The sequence below is a fragment of the Kitasatospora sp. NPDC054939 genome (assembly GCF_053610105.1).
Genome location: NZ_JBSGXP010000107.1, coordinates 13,997 through 29,584, shown reverse-complemented (window position 1 = coordinate 29,584; position 15,588 = coordinate 13,997). Strand labels below are relative to the sequence as shown.

Annotated in this window: 10 protein-coding genes; 3 read left to right on the top strand and 7 right to left on the bottom strand. The window is 71.0% G+C overall.

Translation table 11 applies throughout. From position 1 onward, the window contains the following. Together ACWGB8_RS26520 and ACWGB8_RS26515 are read left to right on the top strand one after the other, a co-directional pair. Positions 1 to 2,391, top strand: a 2,391-nt coding sequence (locus ACWGB8_RS26520) for a hypothetical protein (RefSeq protein ID WP_452216110.1), incomplete at its 5' end; no start/stop codon positions are given. Next, the gene (locus ACWGB8_RS26515) at positions 2,388 to 3,110 is read left to right on the top strand and encodes a helix-turn-helix domain containing protein (protein WP_452216109.1); all 723 of its coding nucleotides are present in this window, start codon (positions 2,388 to 2,390) and stop codon (positions 3,108 to 3,110) included. The genes ACWGB8_RS26520 and ACWGB8_RS26515, both read left to right, overlap by 4 nt. Positions 3,111 to 3,170: 60 nt before the next feature. Here ACWGB8_RS26515 and ACWGB8_RS26510 read toward each other — a convergent pair whose 3' ends face one another. The 6 genes from ACWGB8_RS26510 to ACWGB8_RS26485 all read right to left on the bottom strand — a co-directional run bounded on the left by ACWGB8_RS26510 (position 3,171) and on the right by ACWGB8_RS26485 (position 10,092). Continuing rightward, positions 3,171 to 3,503, bottom strand: a complete 333-nt coding sequence (locus ACWGB8_RS26510; RefSeq protein WP_452216108.1) for a hypothetical protein — start codon at positions 3,501 to 3,503, stop codon at positions 3,171 to 3,173. A gap of 16 nt (positions 3,504 to 3,519) precedes the next feature. Continuing rightward, a complete protein-coding gene (locus ACWGB8_RS26505; protein ID WP_452216107.1) occupies positions 3,520 to 4,134 on the bottom strand; it encodes a hypothetical protein in 615 nt (204 codons plus the stop codon). A 195-nt stretch (positions 4,135 to 4,329) separates the two neighbouring features. After that, a complete protein-coding gene (locus ACWGB8_RS26500) occupies positions 4,330 to 6,198 on the bottom strand; it encodes a TniQ family protein (RefSeq protein WP_452216106.1) in 1,869 nt (622 codons plus the stop codon). Beyond that, the gene (locus tag ACWGB8_RS26495; protein WP_452216105.1) at positions 6,195 to 7,436 is read right to left on the bottom strand and encodes a TniB family NTP-binding protein; all 1,242 of its coding nucleotides are present in this window, start codon (positions 7,434 to 7,436) and stop codon (positions 6,195 to 6,197) included. The genes ACWGB8_RS26500 and ACWGB8_RS26495 overlap by 4 nt, the downstream gene beginning before the upstream one ends. Beyond that, entirely contained in the window at positions 7,433 to 9,466 is a 2,034-nt protein-coding gene (locus ACWGB8_RS26490; protein ID WP_452216104.1) for a transposase, read from the bottom strand. The genes ACWGB8_RS26495 and ACWGB8_RS26490 overlap by 4 nt, the downstream gene beginning before the upstream one ends. Continuing rightward, positions 9,466 to 10,092 (bottom strand): TnsA-like heteromeric transposase endonuclease subunit, encoded by a 627-nt coding sequence (locus tag ACWGB8_RS26485; protein ID WP_452216103.1) that lies wholly within the window; start codon positions 10,090 to 10,092, stop codon positions 9,466 to 9,468. The genes ACWGB8_RS26490 and ACWGB8_RS26485 overlap by 1 nt, the downstream gene beginning before the upstream one ends. Positions 10,093 to 10,506: 414 nt before the next feature. Here ACWGB8_RS26485 and ACWGB8_RS26480 point away from each other — a divergent pair, with 414 nt between their 5' ends. After that, positions 10,507 to 12,852, top strand: a complete 2,346-nt coding sequence (locus tag ACWGB8_RS26480) for a Helicase associated domain protein (RefSeq protein ID WP_452216102.1) — start codon at positions 10,507 to 10,509, stop codon at positions 12,850 to 12,852. Positions 12,853 to 13,155: 303 nt separating this feature from the next. On the opposite strand, the gene ACWGB8_RS26475 is transcribed toward ACWGB8_RS26480, so the two are convergent. Further along, on the bottom strand, positions 13,156 to 14,964 hold the full coding sequence (locus ACWGB8_RS26475; RefSeq protein ID WP_452216101.1) for a trypsin-like serine protease: 1,809 nt from the start codon (positions 14,962 to 14,964) through the stop codon (positions 13,156 to 13,158). Positions 14,965 to 15,588: the final 624 nt, after the last annotated feature.

Below are 15,588 nucleotides of genomic sequence, written 5' to 3'. Positions count from 1 at the left end.
CTGATGGACCGTAAGACGTACACCGCCGAGCTCGCCGGCCTGCGTGAGCTGCGAGGCGAGATCACGGCCGCCGAGAAGCAGGTCGCGGCCGCGCAGAAGGAGCTGGACAAGCTCACCGCCCAGCGCTCGCGCCGGGTGACCGGGCTGGCGGGGTACGAGGGCGCGAAGGCAGACGCCATCGCGAAGGCCTGCGGGTTGTCGGTCGGCGACGTCGTGCGCCTCGCCCCGTTGCTGGACCCGACCCCGGCCGCCGTCCGCGCCGCCAAGACCGACGACCGGCCCGCCGCCGCTGCGCCGCTTCGGGCGCCTGCGCCCGCACCACAGCCGCTGCCCGCGGCCGCGCTCGCCCCGGCCCTCACCCGCCCTGCCTCCGACCCCGCCCCCGTGGCCGAGCAGCCGGCCTCGGCCGCCGAGGCTCCGCAAGAGGCCCCGGCCGTGGTCCGCGACGGGCCCGGTGATGCGGACCGGTCAGCCCCGGTCGAGGCTGCGGACCAGGCCGTCGCCGCTGCGCCGCTTCGGGCGCAGGCCGTTCCCGTGGAAGGGGCGCCCGCGGCAGTGACCGCCGACACCGCCGCTGCTGCTGGGGGTTCGGGCGTCGGGGAGACAGAACCCGGCGTACAGGCCGAGTCGGCTGCCCCCGCCGCTGCGGTGGTCGAGTCGGCTCTCTCGGTCGCTCCGGTCGCTGCTGCTGGGCCGCGTGAGCTGCCCACCCTCCCGGAGGGTCCGGCGGGTGCGCGGTTCGAGGCCGTGACCACCGGGCTGGTCTCCAAGCGTCCGAACTTCGTTCAGCAGGCCCGCGCGACGGTGTTCCTGGACGCGGCGGCCGGTGTACTGGCCGTGCGCGACCAGACCGTGCGGCTCGACCTCGGGGCCCGCACGCCGGGGGAGATCCTGGACGCCGTCCTTGCCGCCGCGCCCGGTACCGAGCGGATCTACATCACCACCGGCGCCCCCTGGCACGACGGCGCCGAGCGCTACTCCACCCTCAAGGACGCGGTCGCGGCCTGGCTGAACACCCCGTCGCAGCGGTGGACCACCGCCGTTGGCTCCGGCCGGGACAAGCTCGCCGGGCACTTCGTCCACCAGCGCCAGCCGGTCGGCCGCTACGCCCCCGCCGCTTCCCCGGACGGGCCGGTCACGGAGGTCCGGTCGATGGGGGAGTGGTTCGACCCGGACGGCGCCGACGTCGCGATCTGCCGGCAGGCGTTCACGCTGCTGTGGCAGGCGCTGCGCCGGCACTGGGACGACGCCGTGCTGATGGGCTCGCCCTCGCAGACCGGCCGGGACCTGTGGTCGCGCACCATCCCCACCACGGGCAAGTGGGCCGGGGGTTACCCGGTGCTGTCCGAGGAGCTGCGGGGCCTGCTGCACGCCACCGGCGGCCAGGGCCGCACCGAGCTGATCCTGCCGCCCCGGGTACCGGAGCAGCTCCCGGCGCTGGTGGAGTACGACCGCACGTTCGCCTACGCCAAGCACCTGTGGAAGTCCCCGGTCGGCACCCCGCGCCGCATCACGGCGCGGGCGTTCGCGGCCATGTCGGAGCAGGAGCAGACGAAGGCGCTGATGTCCTGCTCGCACTGGAACGTGCGGGTGACCGTCCCGGCCGGGTGGAACCACGTCGGCCTGCTGCCCGCGCCGGTGACCGGGGACCGCGCCTGGATCTACCCGTCCGAGCCCGGCACGACGTTCACCACGTGGGCGGGCGGCGCGGAGGTCCACCTCGCGCTGTCCAACCACCTGATGCCGTGGAAGGTCGAGATCCTCGGCGGCCTGCTGTTCGAGGACGGCAAGCCGCTGGACGAGTGGGGCAAGCGGCTGAAGGCCGCGTGGGCGGACCTGACCAACCTCTCGAGGCTGCACGGTGACGAGCGGCAGCGGCAGGCGGCCTACCTGGCCTCCCGCGCGGTCCGCTCCGTGCTGTTGTTCGGCCTGGGCGGTTTCGCGCAGCGCCCGCGCCTGGTCTCCGGCACCACCCCGCTCGGCGAGGCGCTCCCGGCCGGGGTGGAGATTCTCGGCCAGGACGAGTCGGTGGTGACCTGGCAGCGGCAGGCCGGGTTCTCCCGCGACCCGTACGCCCACCCGGAGTGGGCGGCGTACGTGTGGTCGGGGGCGCGGGCGGCGCTGCTGGACATGAAGTACCGCCAGGGCAAGGAGGTCGTCGGCGTTGCCGGTGCCCTGCACGCGCGGCCCGGTACGGTCGTGTACTTCGGCACGGACGGCACTGCCCTGACCGAGCGCCAGCCCTGGCCCTACCGGGGCGAGCCGGGTGACTACCTTCTCAAGGGCCACCTCACCGGACCCATCCCGCACCCCACCAGCCAGGAGCAGTACCTGAAGCTGCGCGGCCTGGGCCGCGCCCACCTCGCCGCGAAGGGAGCTGACCACCAGTGAGCCCCGCCGACCCGCAGAACCCGAACGAGGCCGCCCGGCTCACCCAGCAGCTGATCGACGAGGGCTTCACCAAGCGCCAGGTCGCCAGAATGCTGGGCCGTGACGCCTCACTCGTGTCGCAGTTCTTCACCAAGGGCAAGGGCGCGGCCTTCGTCGGCGCGCTGCGCCAGATGGTCCGGGCCGTGCGCGGTGGCGAACGCGACGAGGAAGCGCTGTCCGGCATCGCGGAGGCCAACACCAGCCGCCGCCGCACCAGGACCGGGCAGAAGGCCCGGGTGCGGGGTAAGGACGTGATCGGCATCCCCGGTGGGAGCATGGCCGGCCGTGCGGGGAAGCAGGCCATCAGGTCCGGTGCCGCACACCTGGCCGGCGTCGTCCACGCCGCCGCGCAGGCGGACGGCCGGGTCGCCCTGACGGTGCGCATGCTGTCGCGCTACTTCACCCTGTCGGCAGGTTCCAGGCAGGACTCGCCCGGCATCCGGCGCGGCGTGGTCCCGCGCGCGGACGGCACCGAGGAGCGTACCTACGGCTCCGCGGCCACCGGCGGCTTCCCCGCCGCCGAGTGGTCCCGCAGGGTCGCCGCCTCGCACGGCGACGTCGTCCACGCCGTGAAGACCTGGCTGGTGGAGACCGGCCGCGCCACCGAGGACGCCGAGATCGTCTACCTGGAGATCCGCACCTGGACCCCGACCGGCCACCAGAGCACCCAGGTCCTGTGACTGAGCGCTTCACTTGGCCAGTGAGCGATCGAGTTGGCCAGTTGAGCGTTCGGCTTGGTGTCAGTCCGTCGTTTCGTTTTGGGTAGCGTCGACACCAGTGCAGGCCAACACCGTGGTGGCTGTGGCGTTGAGGAAGAGCATGAACGTCCATGTTCGATCGGCCGTGTCGACCCGGCCGATGCGGAGGAGTTCGTCCCCTGCGCTTCTGAGGATCTCGACGGTTTTGGCGAGGGCGAGTGTCGGTTGCCCTCGCTTCTGGGTGATTCGGAGCCGGGCCCGGTAGGTGGCTGCGACCTGGTTCGCGGGGACCAGGCCGTCCCAGACGACGAAGGTGCCTCCGGTGAGCAGGGCGTCGCGTGCGGGGTCGCATGCCGGCGTCTGCTCGGCGAGCATCGCGGTTCGTCGCGTGTCATGCGCCGGCCTCGCCCGGGGGTGCTGTGTCGGGCGCCGGACGGGTCCAGAGGGTGAGGTCGCTGCTGGTGGCGATGGCGAGGGTGCGTCCGGACGGTGAGAAGCCGGCGGCTCGCAGTTCGGAGTAGTTGGCGTCGAAGATGTGCCACCAGCTTTCTCCGTGCGGACCGTTGTGGGGTATGCCTCCGTCAGCGGACAGCAGGACGCGGTCGTGCGGCCACTCGGGGCTGACGACCTCAAGGGTCCAGCCGTCCTGGGTGGTGGTGTGCAGCCCGCCTCCGAAAAGGCCCGCGATGCGTACTCGGGTCGCGGCGATGGGGCCGAGCCCGGGGCAGGAGAGATCCGGCTCCGCGTCCGGGGTGCTGCCGTCGGGGTCAGGGTCACGGTCCCGGGCGATCTTCTCGCCGGTGGCGGCGTCGAAGAGCCCGTGACCGTCGACGGAGACCACCATGACCAGGTCGCGGCCGTCATCGGGAGCGGTGGCAAAGCCGATCCCGAGCAGTCCGCCGATGGGGGTGCGCCGGTCCAGGACCGGGCGCCAGGGGTCGGGTGGCGGAATGACGGGGACGGACAGGAACTGTTCTCGCAGTCGCTGCTGGTAGTCAGAGATCACGTGCTCCCTCGCCTTTCACCGGGCTGTCGACCGCCTCAAGGCGATGACGGGAATCGTGCCAGATCGGGTTCGATGGCGTCCTTCGCATTCTCGGCCCGTCGGCTGTCGTGTCCGACCGTCAGCGGTAGCGGTGCTCGGTCTGCCCATCGCGAGGTGCCGGGCAGTGATCTGCGTCGGCGGCCCACGATCTGCTGGCTAATTACCGAAGGTGATCACTCCGGTGTCGATGGCTTTGGTGAGTTGGGCTGCGTGGTCGTCAAGGAGCGGCTTGAGCCGGCGGTAATAGGGATGTCGGTCGGTGTGCTGGAGTTTGCGCATGGTGGCGCGGCGTTCTCGCATCCACCTCTCGTGGGCTGCGGGGTCGGAGGCGATGTGAGGTGGGCAGGGCGAGAAGTAGTACTCGCCGTGCGTGACTTGCGCCCAGATGTAGGCGGAGACCGCGAGACGTTTCCGGTCGTTGGTGATGGCCCGGCTGCCGGGCTGTTCCTGCAGTTGGCTCACCATGCGGTGCCAGGCTGAACGCGGGAGAGTCCATTCGGCGAGGCACTGGCGGCGGCGCTCGTAGTCGATCTCCGGTGTTGCTTCGAGTTCGGCGGCGATGGCGTCGACGGCGAACTCGAACGCGTGCAGATTGTCCTGGGCTCGGATCCATCTGCCGATATCCCTGCCGAAACCGATCGCTCCTTGGGGACCGACTCTGATCCCGAGGAACCGGGCCGCATCGACGAGGGAGCCGCCGCGGGCGCGTCGGACGAGGTAGGTGGCCGCGGTGCGCCGCAAGAGACGGTTGCTGGCACCGGTGAAGTGCCCGAGGTGCGTGTCGGCCCATTCCTGGGGGATGAATGCAGGGACGTGCTCGGGACGGTAGGCGACCTGGCTGAGAGGAACCCGGTGACCGCTCGGACCGCGGCGGAAGGTGTGGACCAGGGTCTCTGCCGCGAGTTGGAACCGTTCGGAGCATCCGTCGCGATAGATCTTGAACGCGCGGTCCCAGGTGTGGTGGCGGACAGGGGTGATTCCTGTGCGCGTCCGGTTCTCCGTCGGTGCGAGTTGGGCCAGGGCGGCGCGCAGAGCATCGGAGGCCAGGATGGCGTCGGCGGCGTGGAGGAAGGCCGCGCAGGCCCGGGCGTCTGCGGGTGGGGCGTTGGAGCGCTGAGGGGCGTTGGGGGAGTGATTCCGGGCGACGTGCTGGTCGGCCGCAGCCGTCGCCGGGCTGGGCGCGTCGGGCCGGGTTCGGGGCCAGGTAATGATGACCAGTGCGGCGACGAGCTGGAGTTCGGTGTAGTAGTGGCCCGCCTGCTCGGCGGGGTGCGCGGGGGTGAGCATCTCGGAGATTTTCGCCTGCAGAGCGAGGAGTTCAGAGCCGGGGCGGTCCGCCGGGTGGAGGTCGGCGCGGTCGAGGCGGGCTTTGCAGAGGCCATCGCCTGTGCGTGACGGCCTGTCCAGGTCGGGGCGTCGCTGCCGGCACTGGGCGGGATGCAGGCCCAGGATGCTCGGCCGGGTGATCAGCTGGCCGTGGGCCGAGGCGGCGACGGGCTGTCGGCATGTGGGGCAGAGGTGTTCGAGGAAGCGCTGGTGCCGCAGGCAGGAGAAGAACACGGGTAGTCGCCAGGTGCGCTGCCAGGGGCCCCCGTGCCGGTCCTGGACGGGAGAGCCGTCGCCGGCCAGGCAGTCCGGGCAGTAGCGGGCGGTGGTCGAGAACAGCCAGTCCATTTGGGGCGTATGGCGTCCAGGGCGGAGGCCGTCGAGAACGAGGCTGATGGGCGGGTAGCGGGAGGCCCAGTCGGCCAGGGTGAGCCGGACGGTCTCGGCCGGAGTGAGCCGGGTGGTGATGGCGAAGTCGGCGGCCATCGCCGCGGGCAGCACTGTTGACCGGACGGCCATGGCCACGGTCTGGCCGTTGTCCTTGAGTTCCCCCAGTCCGGTGCGGCGCGCGATGTGGTCGGGCGAGACGCCCAAACGGTGGGCCAGCCGAAGGACGTAGCCGTTGAGGCACTCCTCCGGCAGGGGATCCAGGCTGCGGGGGAGCGGAGTCCGCCGAGCGCCCGGGTCGTCCCGGGTCATGAGGCGTCTCCTGCCGCTGGGCCGCGGTCGTCGAAGACGGTGTTGCGGCCCCGGCGAGTGCCGCGGGCCTTGCGTGTGGCGGGGACGGCGGGGATCTCGCCGGCTGCCGGGTCGCGGCGCGGTGCGTGGCTCAGGTCGATGGCCAGGCCTTCGAGGAGGTCTTTGGTCAGCCGCTCCAGGCCGGTGTCGAGAGCCTCCCGGCAGCCGTCCTCGATCAGTCGCTCCAGCAGGCCGACGACGCCGTTGGTGCGCTGGAACAGGTACTCGGGCATGGCGCCTGCGGTGAGCATGTCCTCGGGTGCATCGAGCAGCCGCAGGCTGTCCTGGACGCCGCGCAGGTGCTGGAGCCACGCTGCGATCTGCGGCGCGGTGTCGTAGCGGAAGCGGTCGAGCTCGGCCAGGTCGAAGCGCCGCTCGGTCTGGGTTGCTTCCAGAGCGTGGATCTTGGCGTGCCGGGAGGCCGGCAGGTGCCACTGGCCGGTAGCGGGGTCGTGGCGGCCCTCGCGCAGCAGGCCGGAGCCGGGGATGTCCACGCCGATCAGGACCAGGGTGACGTGCATGCTCATGAAGGCCCGGATCAGGTCGAGGGTGTCCTGGTCGTCGGCGCGGTGCATGCGCAGTCGGGTGATGTCGTCCAGGATCAGGACCTTTGTGCCGTGGTCGCGCAGGGACGCGGCGACCTGGTGGATCAGTTCGGGCAGGTCCATGCGCGCGCTGACAGGGGTGTCGTAGAAGTTCAGGATGGCCTTGCAGGTGCTCTTCGGCTTCGCCGTCACCGGTGTCTGGACGTAGGCGACCGGGGCGTGCAGGTCCCGGCAGCCGGGACCTGCATCGGGGTTGAGGTGCTGGTGCAGTGCGAGCCAGCGGTCCTCGAACGCGGCGGCGACTTCGCAGACGCACTCGGTCTTGCCCTGATAGCCGCCACCGGAGACCATCACACCGGCACGGGTGGCGGGCTTGAGCTTGAGCGCGTTGCTCTCGATGCGGCCGTTGAGGAGCCGCTCGACCACGCGGCTCATCGGGGTGGACAACAACGGAAGGTTTGCGTGGGTCGCGGCGCGGTGCAGGTCGTGGAGCATCTTCTTCCGGGGGCTCAGCAGCCGCCACGCCGCGAGATCCAGTGCGGGTGCCGGGGTGAACAATCGGCGGGTCAGGCGCCAGTGCTGCCAGCCGGTCAAGGTCTCGCGGGCTGGAGAGGGGCCGGGCAGTACGAACGGCGCCGTCTCGCCGGAGGTCATAGCGGCCCTCCCTCTACTGACTCGCAGTCGTCCGGGGCGTCGGTGCTGGGCAGTGCGAACAGGCTGTGCCGGCGGAGGTTTTCGCCGAGCAGGGCGGGCGGCGCGGGGAGTTCGGGGACCGCGGCTTCCCGACGGCGGCGGCGCTCGCTGTCGATCGCCTGCCGGTTCTGCTGGACGAGTTCGACGGGGCTGGGCGCGATCGGCGCGGACCGGACGGCGGCCGGGCCCGCGCGATCGCGCTCGGCGGCCCGGGCCCGGGCCACCTCCCGGGCCCGCTCGGTCCGCTCGGCCTTCGTCAACTGGCTCGGCCAGGCAGCGACCGGGGTGTGTGCGGAGATCAGGTCGAGCAGCACCGGGAGGAGTTCGGACTCCTCACGCGGTTTGAGGCCGGCGCGGGCGGCCTCGCGCAGGACCTGCTGCACTCGCGCGTCGCCGAATGCGGGGATGTCCCCGCCGGAGGGGAGTCCGTTCCAGGGCAGGGTGTGCCACTGCCCTGCGCGTTCGAAGTACACCTGGCGGCAGTCGCGCGGGTCGCGGTTGACCGCCCACTTGCCGCGGTGGCGGCCGCTTCGCGGGGACGGGAAGGTGCCGAGATCAGTGAGGACTGGGTGGCCGCCGCCGTACCAGAGTCCGCCGATCTTGACCCCGCGTGCGCCGTGGATCTTTACGTAGTGGGCGGGAAGGAGGTGGTGGTAGAGGTCCGGGTCGGGGATCTGCAGGGCGATGCCGTCCCGGGCGGCTGCGGCAGCGAACAGCGTGTTCGGGCTGTGGCGCCCGCCCGGATCCCAGGTGGGCGCGTACTGGTCCAGCCGCCGGTTCTGCCAGATCTTCACGATCCATGTCGCCAGCAGGTGCTCCATCTCGTCCACGGTCCAGGCAGCATCGCCTTCCGGGTCAGCACCACGGTCCGCGACATCCCGCCCGCGGTAGCCCAGCAGCAGTTCCAGCAGCAGCGACTGGATGCCGGAGAACGCGCGCTCGCAGGCGGCCTTGTCCTGCGGCCGCATCGCGCGGGCCGGCAGCACCACCACCCCGAGGGTGCGGGCGACCTGGACCAGGTGGTGGTTCTTGTAGACGCTTCCGTGATCGCTGGTCAGCGTCTCCGGCGCGAAGAACGGACGCCCGGCGACCGGGTGGCCGGCGAACTCGGTGACCAAGGCAGCGGGGACCCCTGGGTAGTGCCAAGCCATATCAGGCGTCCAGTCCGGGCGCATCGGCAGCGGGACCATCACGTCCCGCAGCAGCATGGCCACCTCGATTGAGGAGTCCGACCCTGGGGTGAGCCGGAATGCGACCAGAGAGTGGGTGAAAGCGTCGAGCCCGAGAGTGAGGTCCGCAGTGATCGACTCCCCGAAGACACCGTCGAGCAGCTTCACCGGGAACGGGGTGGTGTCCAGCACCACCACCTGCCCGGGCCGTGTGATCGTCACCGTGGACGCGCCGGTCTCCACCGCGGCCGCCGACCGCAGATAGCGCTGGCGGCCCCCCTCGGGGCCGAACCACTCCTTCCAGACCTTCGACAGTGTCGTGTAGTGCGGGATCGACTTCTCCGCCTCCTTGCCGTGCTTCTCCCGGACGAACTGGTGGATCATCCGCTCCTTGGTCTTCATCCCGACCCGAGAGCGGTGCAGGCACTCCGCGTGGATCGCCTCCGCGACCTGCGGGCTGATCGACCGGTGCCCGCGCAGCACCGGGGTCAGGCGTCCGTCCGCCAGGCCCATGATCCCGTGTTCGTGCCAGCCGGCGGACCATCGCCGCAGGGTTCGCTCGCTGGCCTGCCCGAGCCCCAACTGGCATGCGTCATCAGGATGCAGAGCCTTCAACTCGGCGACCTTTGCCAGCCGACGTTCAGTCAGCGTCGTTCGCTCCGGGTCGAACTCTGGCCGAGGCTCTCCTTCCCGTGCCCAGTGCCGGCTGCCACTGCGAAAGCCGGTCTCGGTCTCCATCAGGTGAGCCACCCGCAAGAGCAGGCGCTGCTGGTCCTCGCGGGTCAGATCCTCGAATCGCGTTTGCTGCCGTTCGCCGTCCATCACACCGTCCCCGCCGGATAGACCCAGGTCCCATCCCCGAACGGCTGAGTCAGATCGACCGCCAGCCGCCGCTGCCAGAGCAGCCGCACCGCGTGTGTTCGCGCGACCGCAGGAACCCGCGTCTGGTCCACCAACTCCCCAAACTGCCAGGGGCACCGACGCGCGGCGGAGAGCAACTGCCGCTCCAGTCCGAGCGGGTCGGTCATCGGCCGACGTCGTACCGAGAGAGCATCGATCCCCGCGAGCACGCGTCCCCGCCAGGCGGTCACCACGGCATAGCGCCACCCCGCCGCTGCCGCCGCCTGGGCGGCCGCAGCGAACCGCACCTCGTCCTCCTCCTCGATCAAACCTGCCGGACGAACGTCCAGCAGCCAGGACGCTTCCGCAGCCAGCACGAGGAAGTCCGGGATGTGCGCGCCTTTCCCCTCCGACCAGGTGAACCGCAGCCGAAACGGCTGAGCCAGCACCTCGTCGAACCCACCCACGAAGTCCAGAACGAGCAGCAGCCACCGCTCGGCCAGACTCTCGAAGCCGTGCTGCCGACCGGTGGAGACCAGGCACTCCAACCCCGGACGATGCCGCTGCCCCGTCTGCCAGGCGAAGCGCCGTACCGGTACCGAAGCCATCGCCGGCACCTCGGCCAGGGACCTCACCGGGCTGACGACCTCGGCCTTCCTCACCTTCCACGTCGCGGCCCACGACCTCGACCACCCCGGTCCGAGGTCCAGACGCTCAACTGCCCGAGCAGGGATCTCGTACGGAACCAGAAGATCATCCAGCGAGCAGGTATGCGACCACACCGGTCCCGCGCCAGTGCTCTCATCGTGTACGCCGTCCACAGCACTCAGGACACAGCACGTTGGGGGATGCGCGGGCGAAATCACCCAAACCGGGTCCACCGACCCAACTCCGGCGATACCCTGCCTGGTCGTCGCTCAACTGGCCAACTGAAATGCTCAGTCACATCTTCATCCACGAATAGCCCCCGGCCCGCACCCGCCTCCCCGCAGCACCCGGCAGACGAAGGAGACATCCGCGCCGTGGACACCACCACGACCACCACCGCCGCCACCGCCGAGCAGGACGTCCCGGCCGGGCTGCGCGGCCCGGCGTCGCTGCCCGCCCAGGCCGAGCCGCCCGCCCTGGTCAACCCGCTGCCCCTGCACTGGTTCCAGAAGGACGCCGTCGCGGCCGCGGTGAAGGCCGTCAAGACGGGCGGCCGGGCGACGATCGTCGCCGCGACCGGCTCCGGCAAGACCCTGATCGCCGCCGGCTGCGCCCGGCGCCTGGCCGCTCGGGGGCGGGTACTGGTGCTGGTGCCGACGATCGAGCTGCTGGAGCAGACCGCCGCGTCCTGGTCGCTCAAGGGCGGGCGCCGGGGACTGGCGATCGCCGCGTGCTCGCGGGCTGAGGCGCTGGAGAGCGCGGAGGCCGGCGGCCGCGTCGACGCGCAGGTGACGACCCAGGCCGCCCGGATCGCCGACCTGGTCGCTTCGGTGAAGGCGGGCGAGCCGGTCACCGTCTACGCCACCTACGCCTCCCTGGAGCGCATCGTGGCCGCCCACAAGGACTTCGGCCTGCCCGCCTGGGACGCCGTGATCATCGACGAAGCGCACCGCACGGCTGGCTCTGAAGGGAAGGCCTGGGCGGCGATCCACTCCGACGAGAAGGTCCCGGCCACCCGCCGCCTGTACTTCACCGCCACCCCGAAGATCGCCGACGACTCCAAGGCGAAGCCGGGCCTGGCCGACCTCACCGCGGCCGGCGACGGCCAGGAGCTGCCCGCGCTCTGCTCCATGACGGACACCCGCATCTACGGGGAGACCGTGTTCACCTGGACCCTCGGACAGGGCATCGAGCACGGCTACCTCGCCGACTACCGCGTCCTCGTACCCGTCGTCACCGACGAGGACCTGCGCGACCTCCTCAACCTCCCCGCCATCGCCGACCTCCGCAGCCAGCGCTCCAACGAGGAACTCCTGCGCCTCGCCCTGCAGATCGCGGTGCTGCGCGCGATCGCAGACCTGGAGCTGCGCCGCGTCATCACCTTCCACTCCCGGGTGCAGGCCGCCCGGGAGTTCGCCGCGACCATGGCCGCCACCGCCGCGCTGCTCCCGGACAGGGACCGGCCGGAGCGGGTGACCGCGCTCGCGGTGGCCGGCTCCGACCGCCTCAAGGACCGCCGTGCGGCGTTCGCCACCTTCACCGCCTCCACCGGGGAGCGGCCCGGCGAGGAGGGCGAGGAGTGCTGCATCATCTGCAACTCCCGGCTCCTGAACGAGGGCATCGACGTGGCCGCCGTGGACGCCATCGTCTTCGCCGACCCCAAGAGCTCGGTCATCGACGTCGTCCAGGCCGTCGGCCGGGCCCTGCGCCAGTCCTACCGGCAGGGCAAGGTCTCCTGGGTCGTCATCCCCGTCTACCTGCCCACCCCTCCGGTCGGCGACGGCACGATGGCCGCCGACCCGGCCGAGATCACCGACGCCAGCGCGGCCGTGAAGGCGGAGGCCGACGAGGAGATCGAGGCGTCCTCCTTCCGTACCATCTGGCGCGTCCTGCGCGCCCTGGCCGCCCACGACGCCCGCGTCGTCGGCCGGATCACGGAGCTGCGCACCAAGCGGGTGGGCGAGCAGGACGACGTCACCGAGTCGCAGGACAGCGAAGGGGCTGGCGAGGCCGGGGACGCCGAGCAGCCCGCCCAGGAGTCGCCGGTGGAGTGGCTGCGGATCAACGCCCGCAAGCACGCCGCCCAGATCCTCCAGACGGTGAAGCTGCGCGCGTTCAACCCGCGCGCTTCGGAGTGGCAGCGGATGTTCGTCCTGGCCGCCGCGTTCCACACCGGGCACCACCACCTCGACCCGACCGACAAGACCCGGGACGGCGCGCTGATCTCCTGGCTGGACCGCCAGCGCTACCTGCGCGGCGCAGGCCTGCTCGCCCCGGTGCGGATCCACGAGCTGGACCGGCTCGGCATGATCTGGGACAAGCACGCCCGCTCGTGGGAGCGTGGCTTCGCCCACGCCCGCGCCTGGGCCGAGACCCACGGGCACCTGGCGATCCCTGCCGCGGAGAAGCTGGACGGCCACGCGGTCGGCGCCTGGGTCGGCCGCCAGCGCAAGAACCCGAAGCTCACCGCCGCTCAGGATGCCAAGCTCACCGCCCTGGACGCGATGTGGCGCCTGGAGCCGGACTGGAACCGCTCCTACCGCCGCCTGCTCGCCTACTTGGCCGCCGGCGGAACCCTCACCGGCCCGGCCAACCGCACCGGCGGCGACGCGGACCCGGCCTTCCGTCCCGGCGCGTGGCTGCGCAAGCAGGACAAGGCCCGCACTGACGACAGGCTCAGCCCCCAGCAGACCGCCCTCCTCGACGCCCTCCAGCCCTGACCGGCCCCGCCCCCGTCCCCGTACTGCCCCGAAGAGAGGCGCTCCCGCACCTGGTGGCGCCGTCCCTGACCCGCCGTTTCCGCGGTAGGGGAACGGCGGGTACCGGATCCGTGCCTGTCCCTTCCCATCTCCCGGGGGTACAGGGCGCAGCCGTTCTGGACCGGTGGAACGGGGTGCTCGCCGCGGTGCCGGTGCCCGGGCCCGGGGGTGGGACGGGCGATGGCCGCCACCCCGGGGGGTGGCGGCCATCGTCGGCTGGGCATCCAAGCGCTTGCCGCGCCTGCCGGCAGGTTGTGGGCGGGTCTAGCTGGTGGCGAACTTCCAGCCGTTCATGACGGTCCAGCCGTGCCAGGCCTTGTCCTTGTAGGTCATGCGGGACATGGTGCCGTCGGTGCCGATGGTGAACAGTTCGAGGCTGTTGTCGCCGGCGTTGTAGGTGACGGAGGGGGTGCTGGTGAACTTCCAGTCGCTCATGTTGCTCCAGCCGCTCCAGCCTTCTGCGGCGGTCCAGTAGGCGTGGGCCAGTTCGCCGGTCTTGCGGATGGTGAACAGTTCGACGGCGTTGGTGGCGGGGTTGAAGACGGCGGCGGGGACGCCGTTGAAGTCGCCGCTGCCGAGTGTGGTGGGGGTGCGCCAGCTGTCGCCGTTGACGCTGTAGGAGTGGGCCATCGCACCGCCGGTGGTTACGGCGAACACCTCGGCGCTGTTGTTCGCGGGGTTCACGACGAGGGTGGGGCTGCCGGTGAACTTCGCACCGCCCAGCGAGCTCCAGCCGCTCCAGTTGCTGCCCGGGCTCCAGTAGGCGTGCGACAGGTCGCCGTGGGTGTTGATCGCGAACAGCTCGACGGCGTTCGTCGACGGGTTGTACACCGTGGTGGGGGTGCCGGTGAACGTCCAGCCGCCCAGCGTCGACAGCGCATCCCAGGCTGCGCCGTTGGTGCTGTAGGTGTGGGCCATGAGGCCGTCGGCGCCGAGCGCGAAGACCTCGGCGGTCTTGTTGGCGGGGTTGTAGACGGCGATGGGGCTGCCGGCGAGCTGCCAGTTGCCCATGCTGGACCAGTCGCTCCAACCGGTGGTGCGGGTCCAGTAGGCGTGGGAGAGCCGGCCGGCCTTGGTGATGGCGAACAGCTCGATCGCGCCGGTGGCGGGGTTGTGGACGGTGGCGGGGATGCCGGCGAACTGCTCGCTGCCGATGGCGCTCCAGGGGGTCCAGCCCGCGCCCGCGGTGTTGGAGGAGTGGGCGAGGATGCCGTCGGTGCCGAGCGCGAAGATCTCGGCGGTCTTCGTGTCGGGGTTGTAGACGGAGTTCACGACGGCGGAGGAGTAGTCCACCTTCGTTCCCCACGCGGCGCTGGTCTGCTGCACCCACGCGCCGAGGTCGTCGATGCGCGTGTTGTGGGCGCCGGTGCGGGTCTCGCTCGCGGGGGTGCCGAGGCAGCCGCCCTGCCAGGAACGGGAGGCCACAGCGAGGAGCTCGCTCTTGCCGTCATTGTCGCGCAGCAGGGGGGCGCCGGCGTCGCCCTGGCACAGCGGAGCCGCCTCAGCGGCGGGGGCGGTGTCGATGCCCGTGGCGGTGGTGGTGCCGGCGGTGTGGGTGGTGGCGTGCAGTTTGGTGGGGACCCACTCGGTCCCGGTTCGCCCGTAGCCGGGCACGCGCAGCGCCTCGCCCTGGGCGGGGGCGGCGGTGGCGAGGGTGAGGGGGGTGATGCCGGTGACGGGGGTGGCCAGGCGGGCCATGACGAGGTCGCGGTCGGTGCGGGGGACCAGGTGGGTGATCTCGACCTGCTGGCCGGCGCCGGTGTTGGCGAGGTCGGTGCGGCCGACGGTCGCGGTGGTCTTGTCCTTGGGCGCTCCGGCGGCGACAGTGGTCAGGTCGTCGGGGGTGTCGGTGAAGCACGAGGCCGCGGTGAGCACCCAGTAGCGGTCGACGAGGGAGCCAGTGCAGGAGCGCTTGCCGTTGCCGATGTCGAGCTTGGCTGTGGACGGATGGTCTGCTGCGGGTCCGGGCGTGGGAGTCTCCGGGCCAGCGGTGGCCGAGATCTCAAGAAGGGTGTGGAAACGGCCCTGGGGGTCGGCTGTCTCCCCGATAGGGGTCCAGAGATACTTATCCACCGCAAACGAGGTGCGGGTGTCGCCCACAGACATGCTGACGTTCAAATCATGGGAGCCGTCGCCCTGGATACCAAAAACTCTGTCGATCTCAAGGCTGAGGTGTCCGCGTGCACCGGTAATGCGGAAGCACGTGTGGGGCTTGTATCGGGCCTTAATGCGGAGGAGTCCAGTTTCCTCGGTGCAGGGGGTGTAGATGATTCGCCCGTCCCCTTGCTTCAGCTTGACTCCCGTCTCGGCGAAGATCTTATCGGCATTCGGGTGCAAGAAGTTCTCCGCAGCGAAGGGTGCTGCAGCACTTGAAGTGTCGGCCGTCGCGGTAGTTCCGGTGGTGCCTATGAGGGCCCCGGAGAGGAGTAGCGTCGCCGCAGTCGCAAGCAGCGGTCGAGAAGAAGGCCGCACTGGTTGTCTGCTCCTTATATTGCTTCTGAAGTGCACCCGAGCAGCGGGGTTGGGCCTGGCGTGCCGACCTCGGCAAGGCCAATCCCTGCTCCGCCCCAGGCGGGCCGCTGCACACGGCAGCACGTTGATGCGCCATTGATATCACCTGGGGACGACATGGGGATCTTCGGGGTGCTCTTGCCTGACACTGCTTTACCTCAAATCGGGGCATATGGGAAACGCTTC

What these genes read in the sequence shown, in the direction of transcription:
- ACWGB8_RS26510 (WP_452216108.1), bottom strand. Translation starts at nt 3,503, where the DNA reads ATGCTCGCCGAGCAGACGCCGGCATGCGACCCCGCACGCGACGCCCTG.
- ACWGB8_RS26500 (WP_452216106.1), bottom strand. Translation starts at nt 6,198, where the DNA reads ATGACCCGGGACGACCCGGGCGCTCGGCGGACTCCGCTCCCCCGCAGC.
- ACWGB8_RS26495 (WP_452216105.1), bottom strand. Translation starts at nt 7,436, where the DNA reads ATGACCTCCGGCGAGACGGCGCCGTTCGTACTGCCCGGCCCCTCTCCA.
- ACWGB8_RS26490 (WP_452216104.1), bottom strand. Translation starts at nt 9,466, where the DNA reads ATGGACGGCGAACGGCAGCAAACGCGATTCGAGGATCTGACCCGCGAG.
- ACWGB8_RS26485 (WP_452216103.1), bottom strand. Translation starts at nt 10,092, where the DNA reads ATGGCTTCGGTACCGGTACGGCGCTTCGCCTGGCAGACGGGGCAGCGG.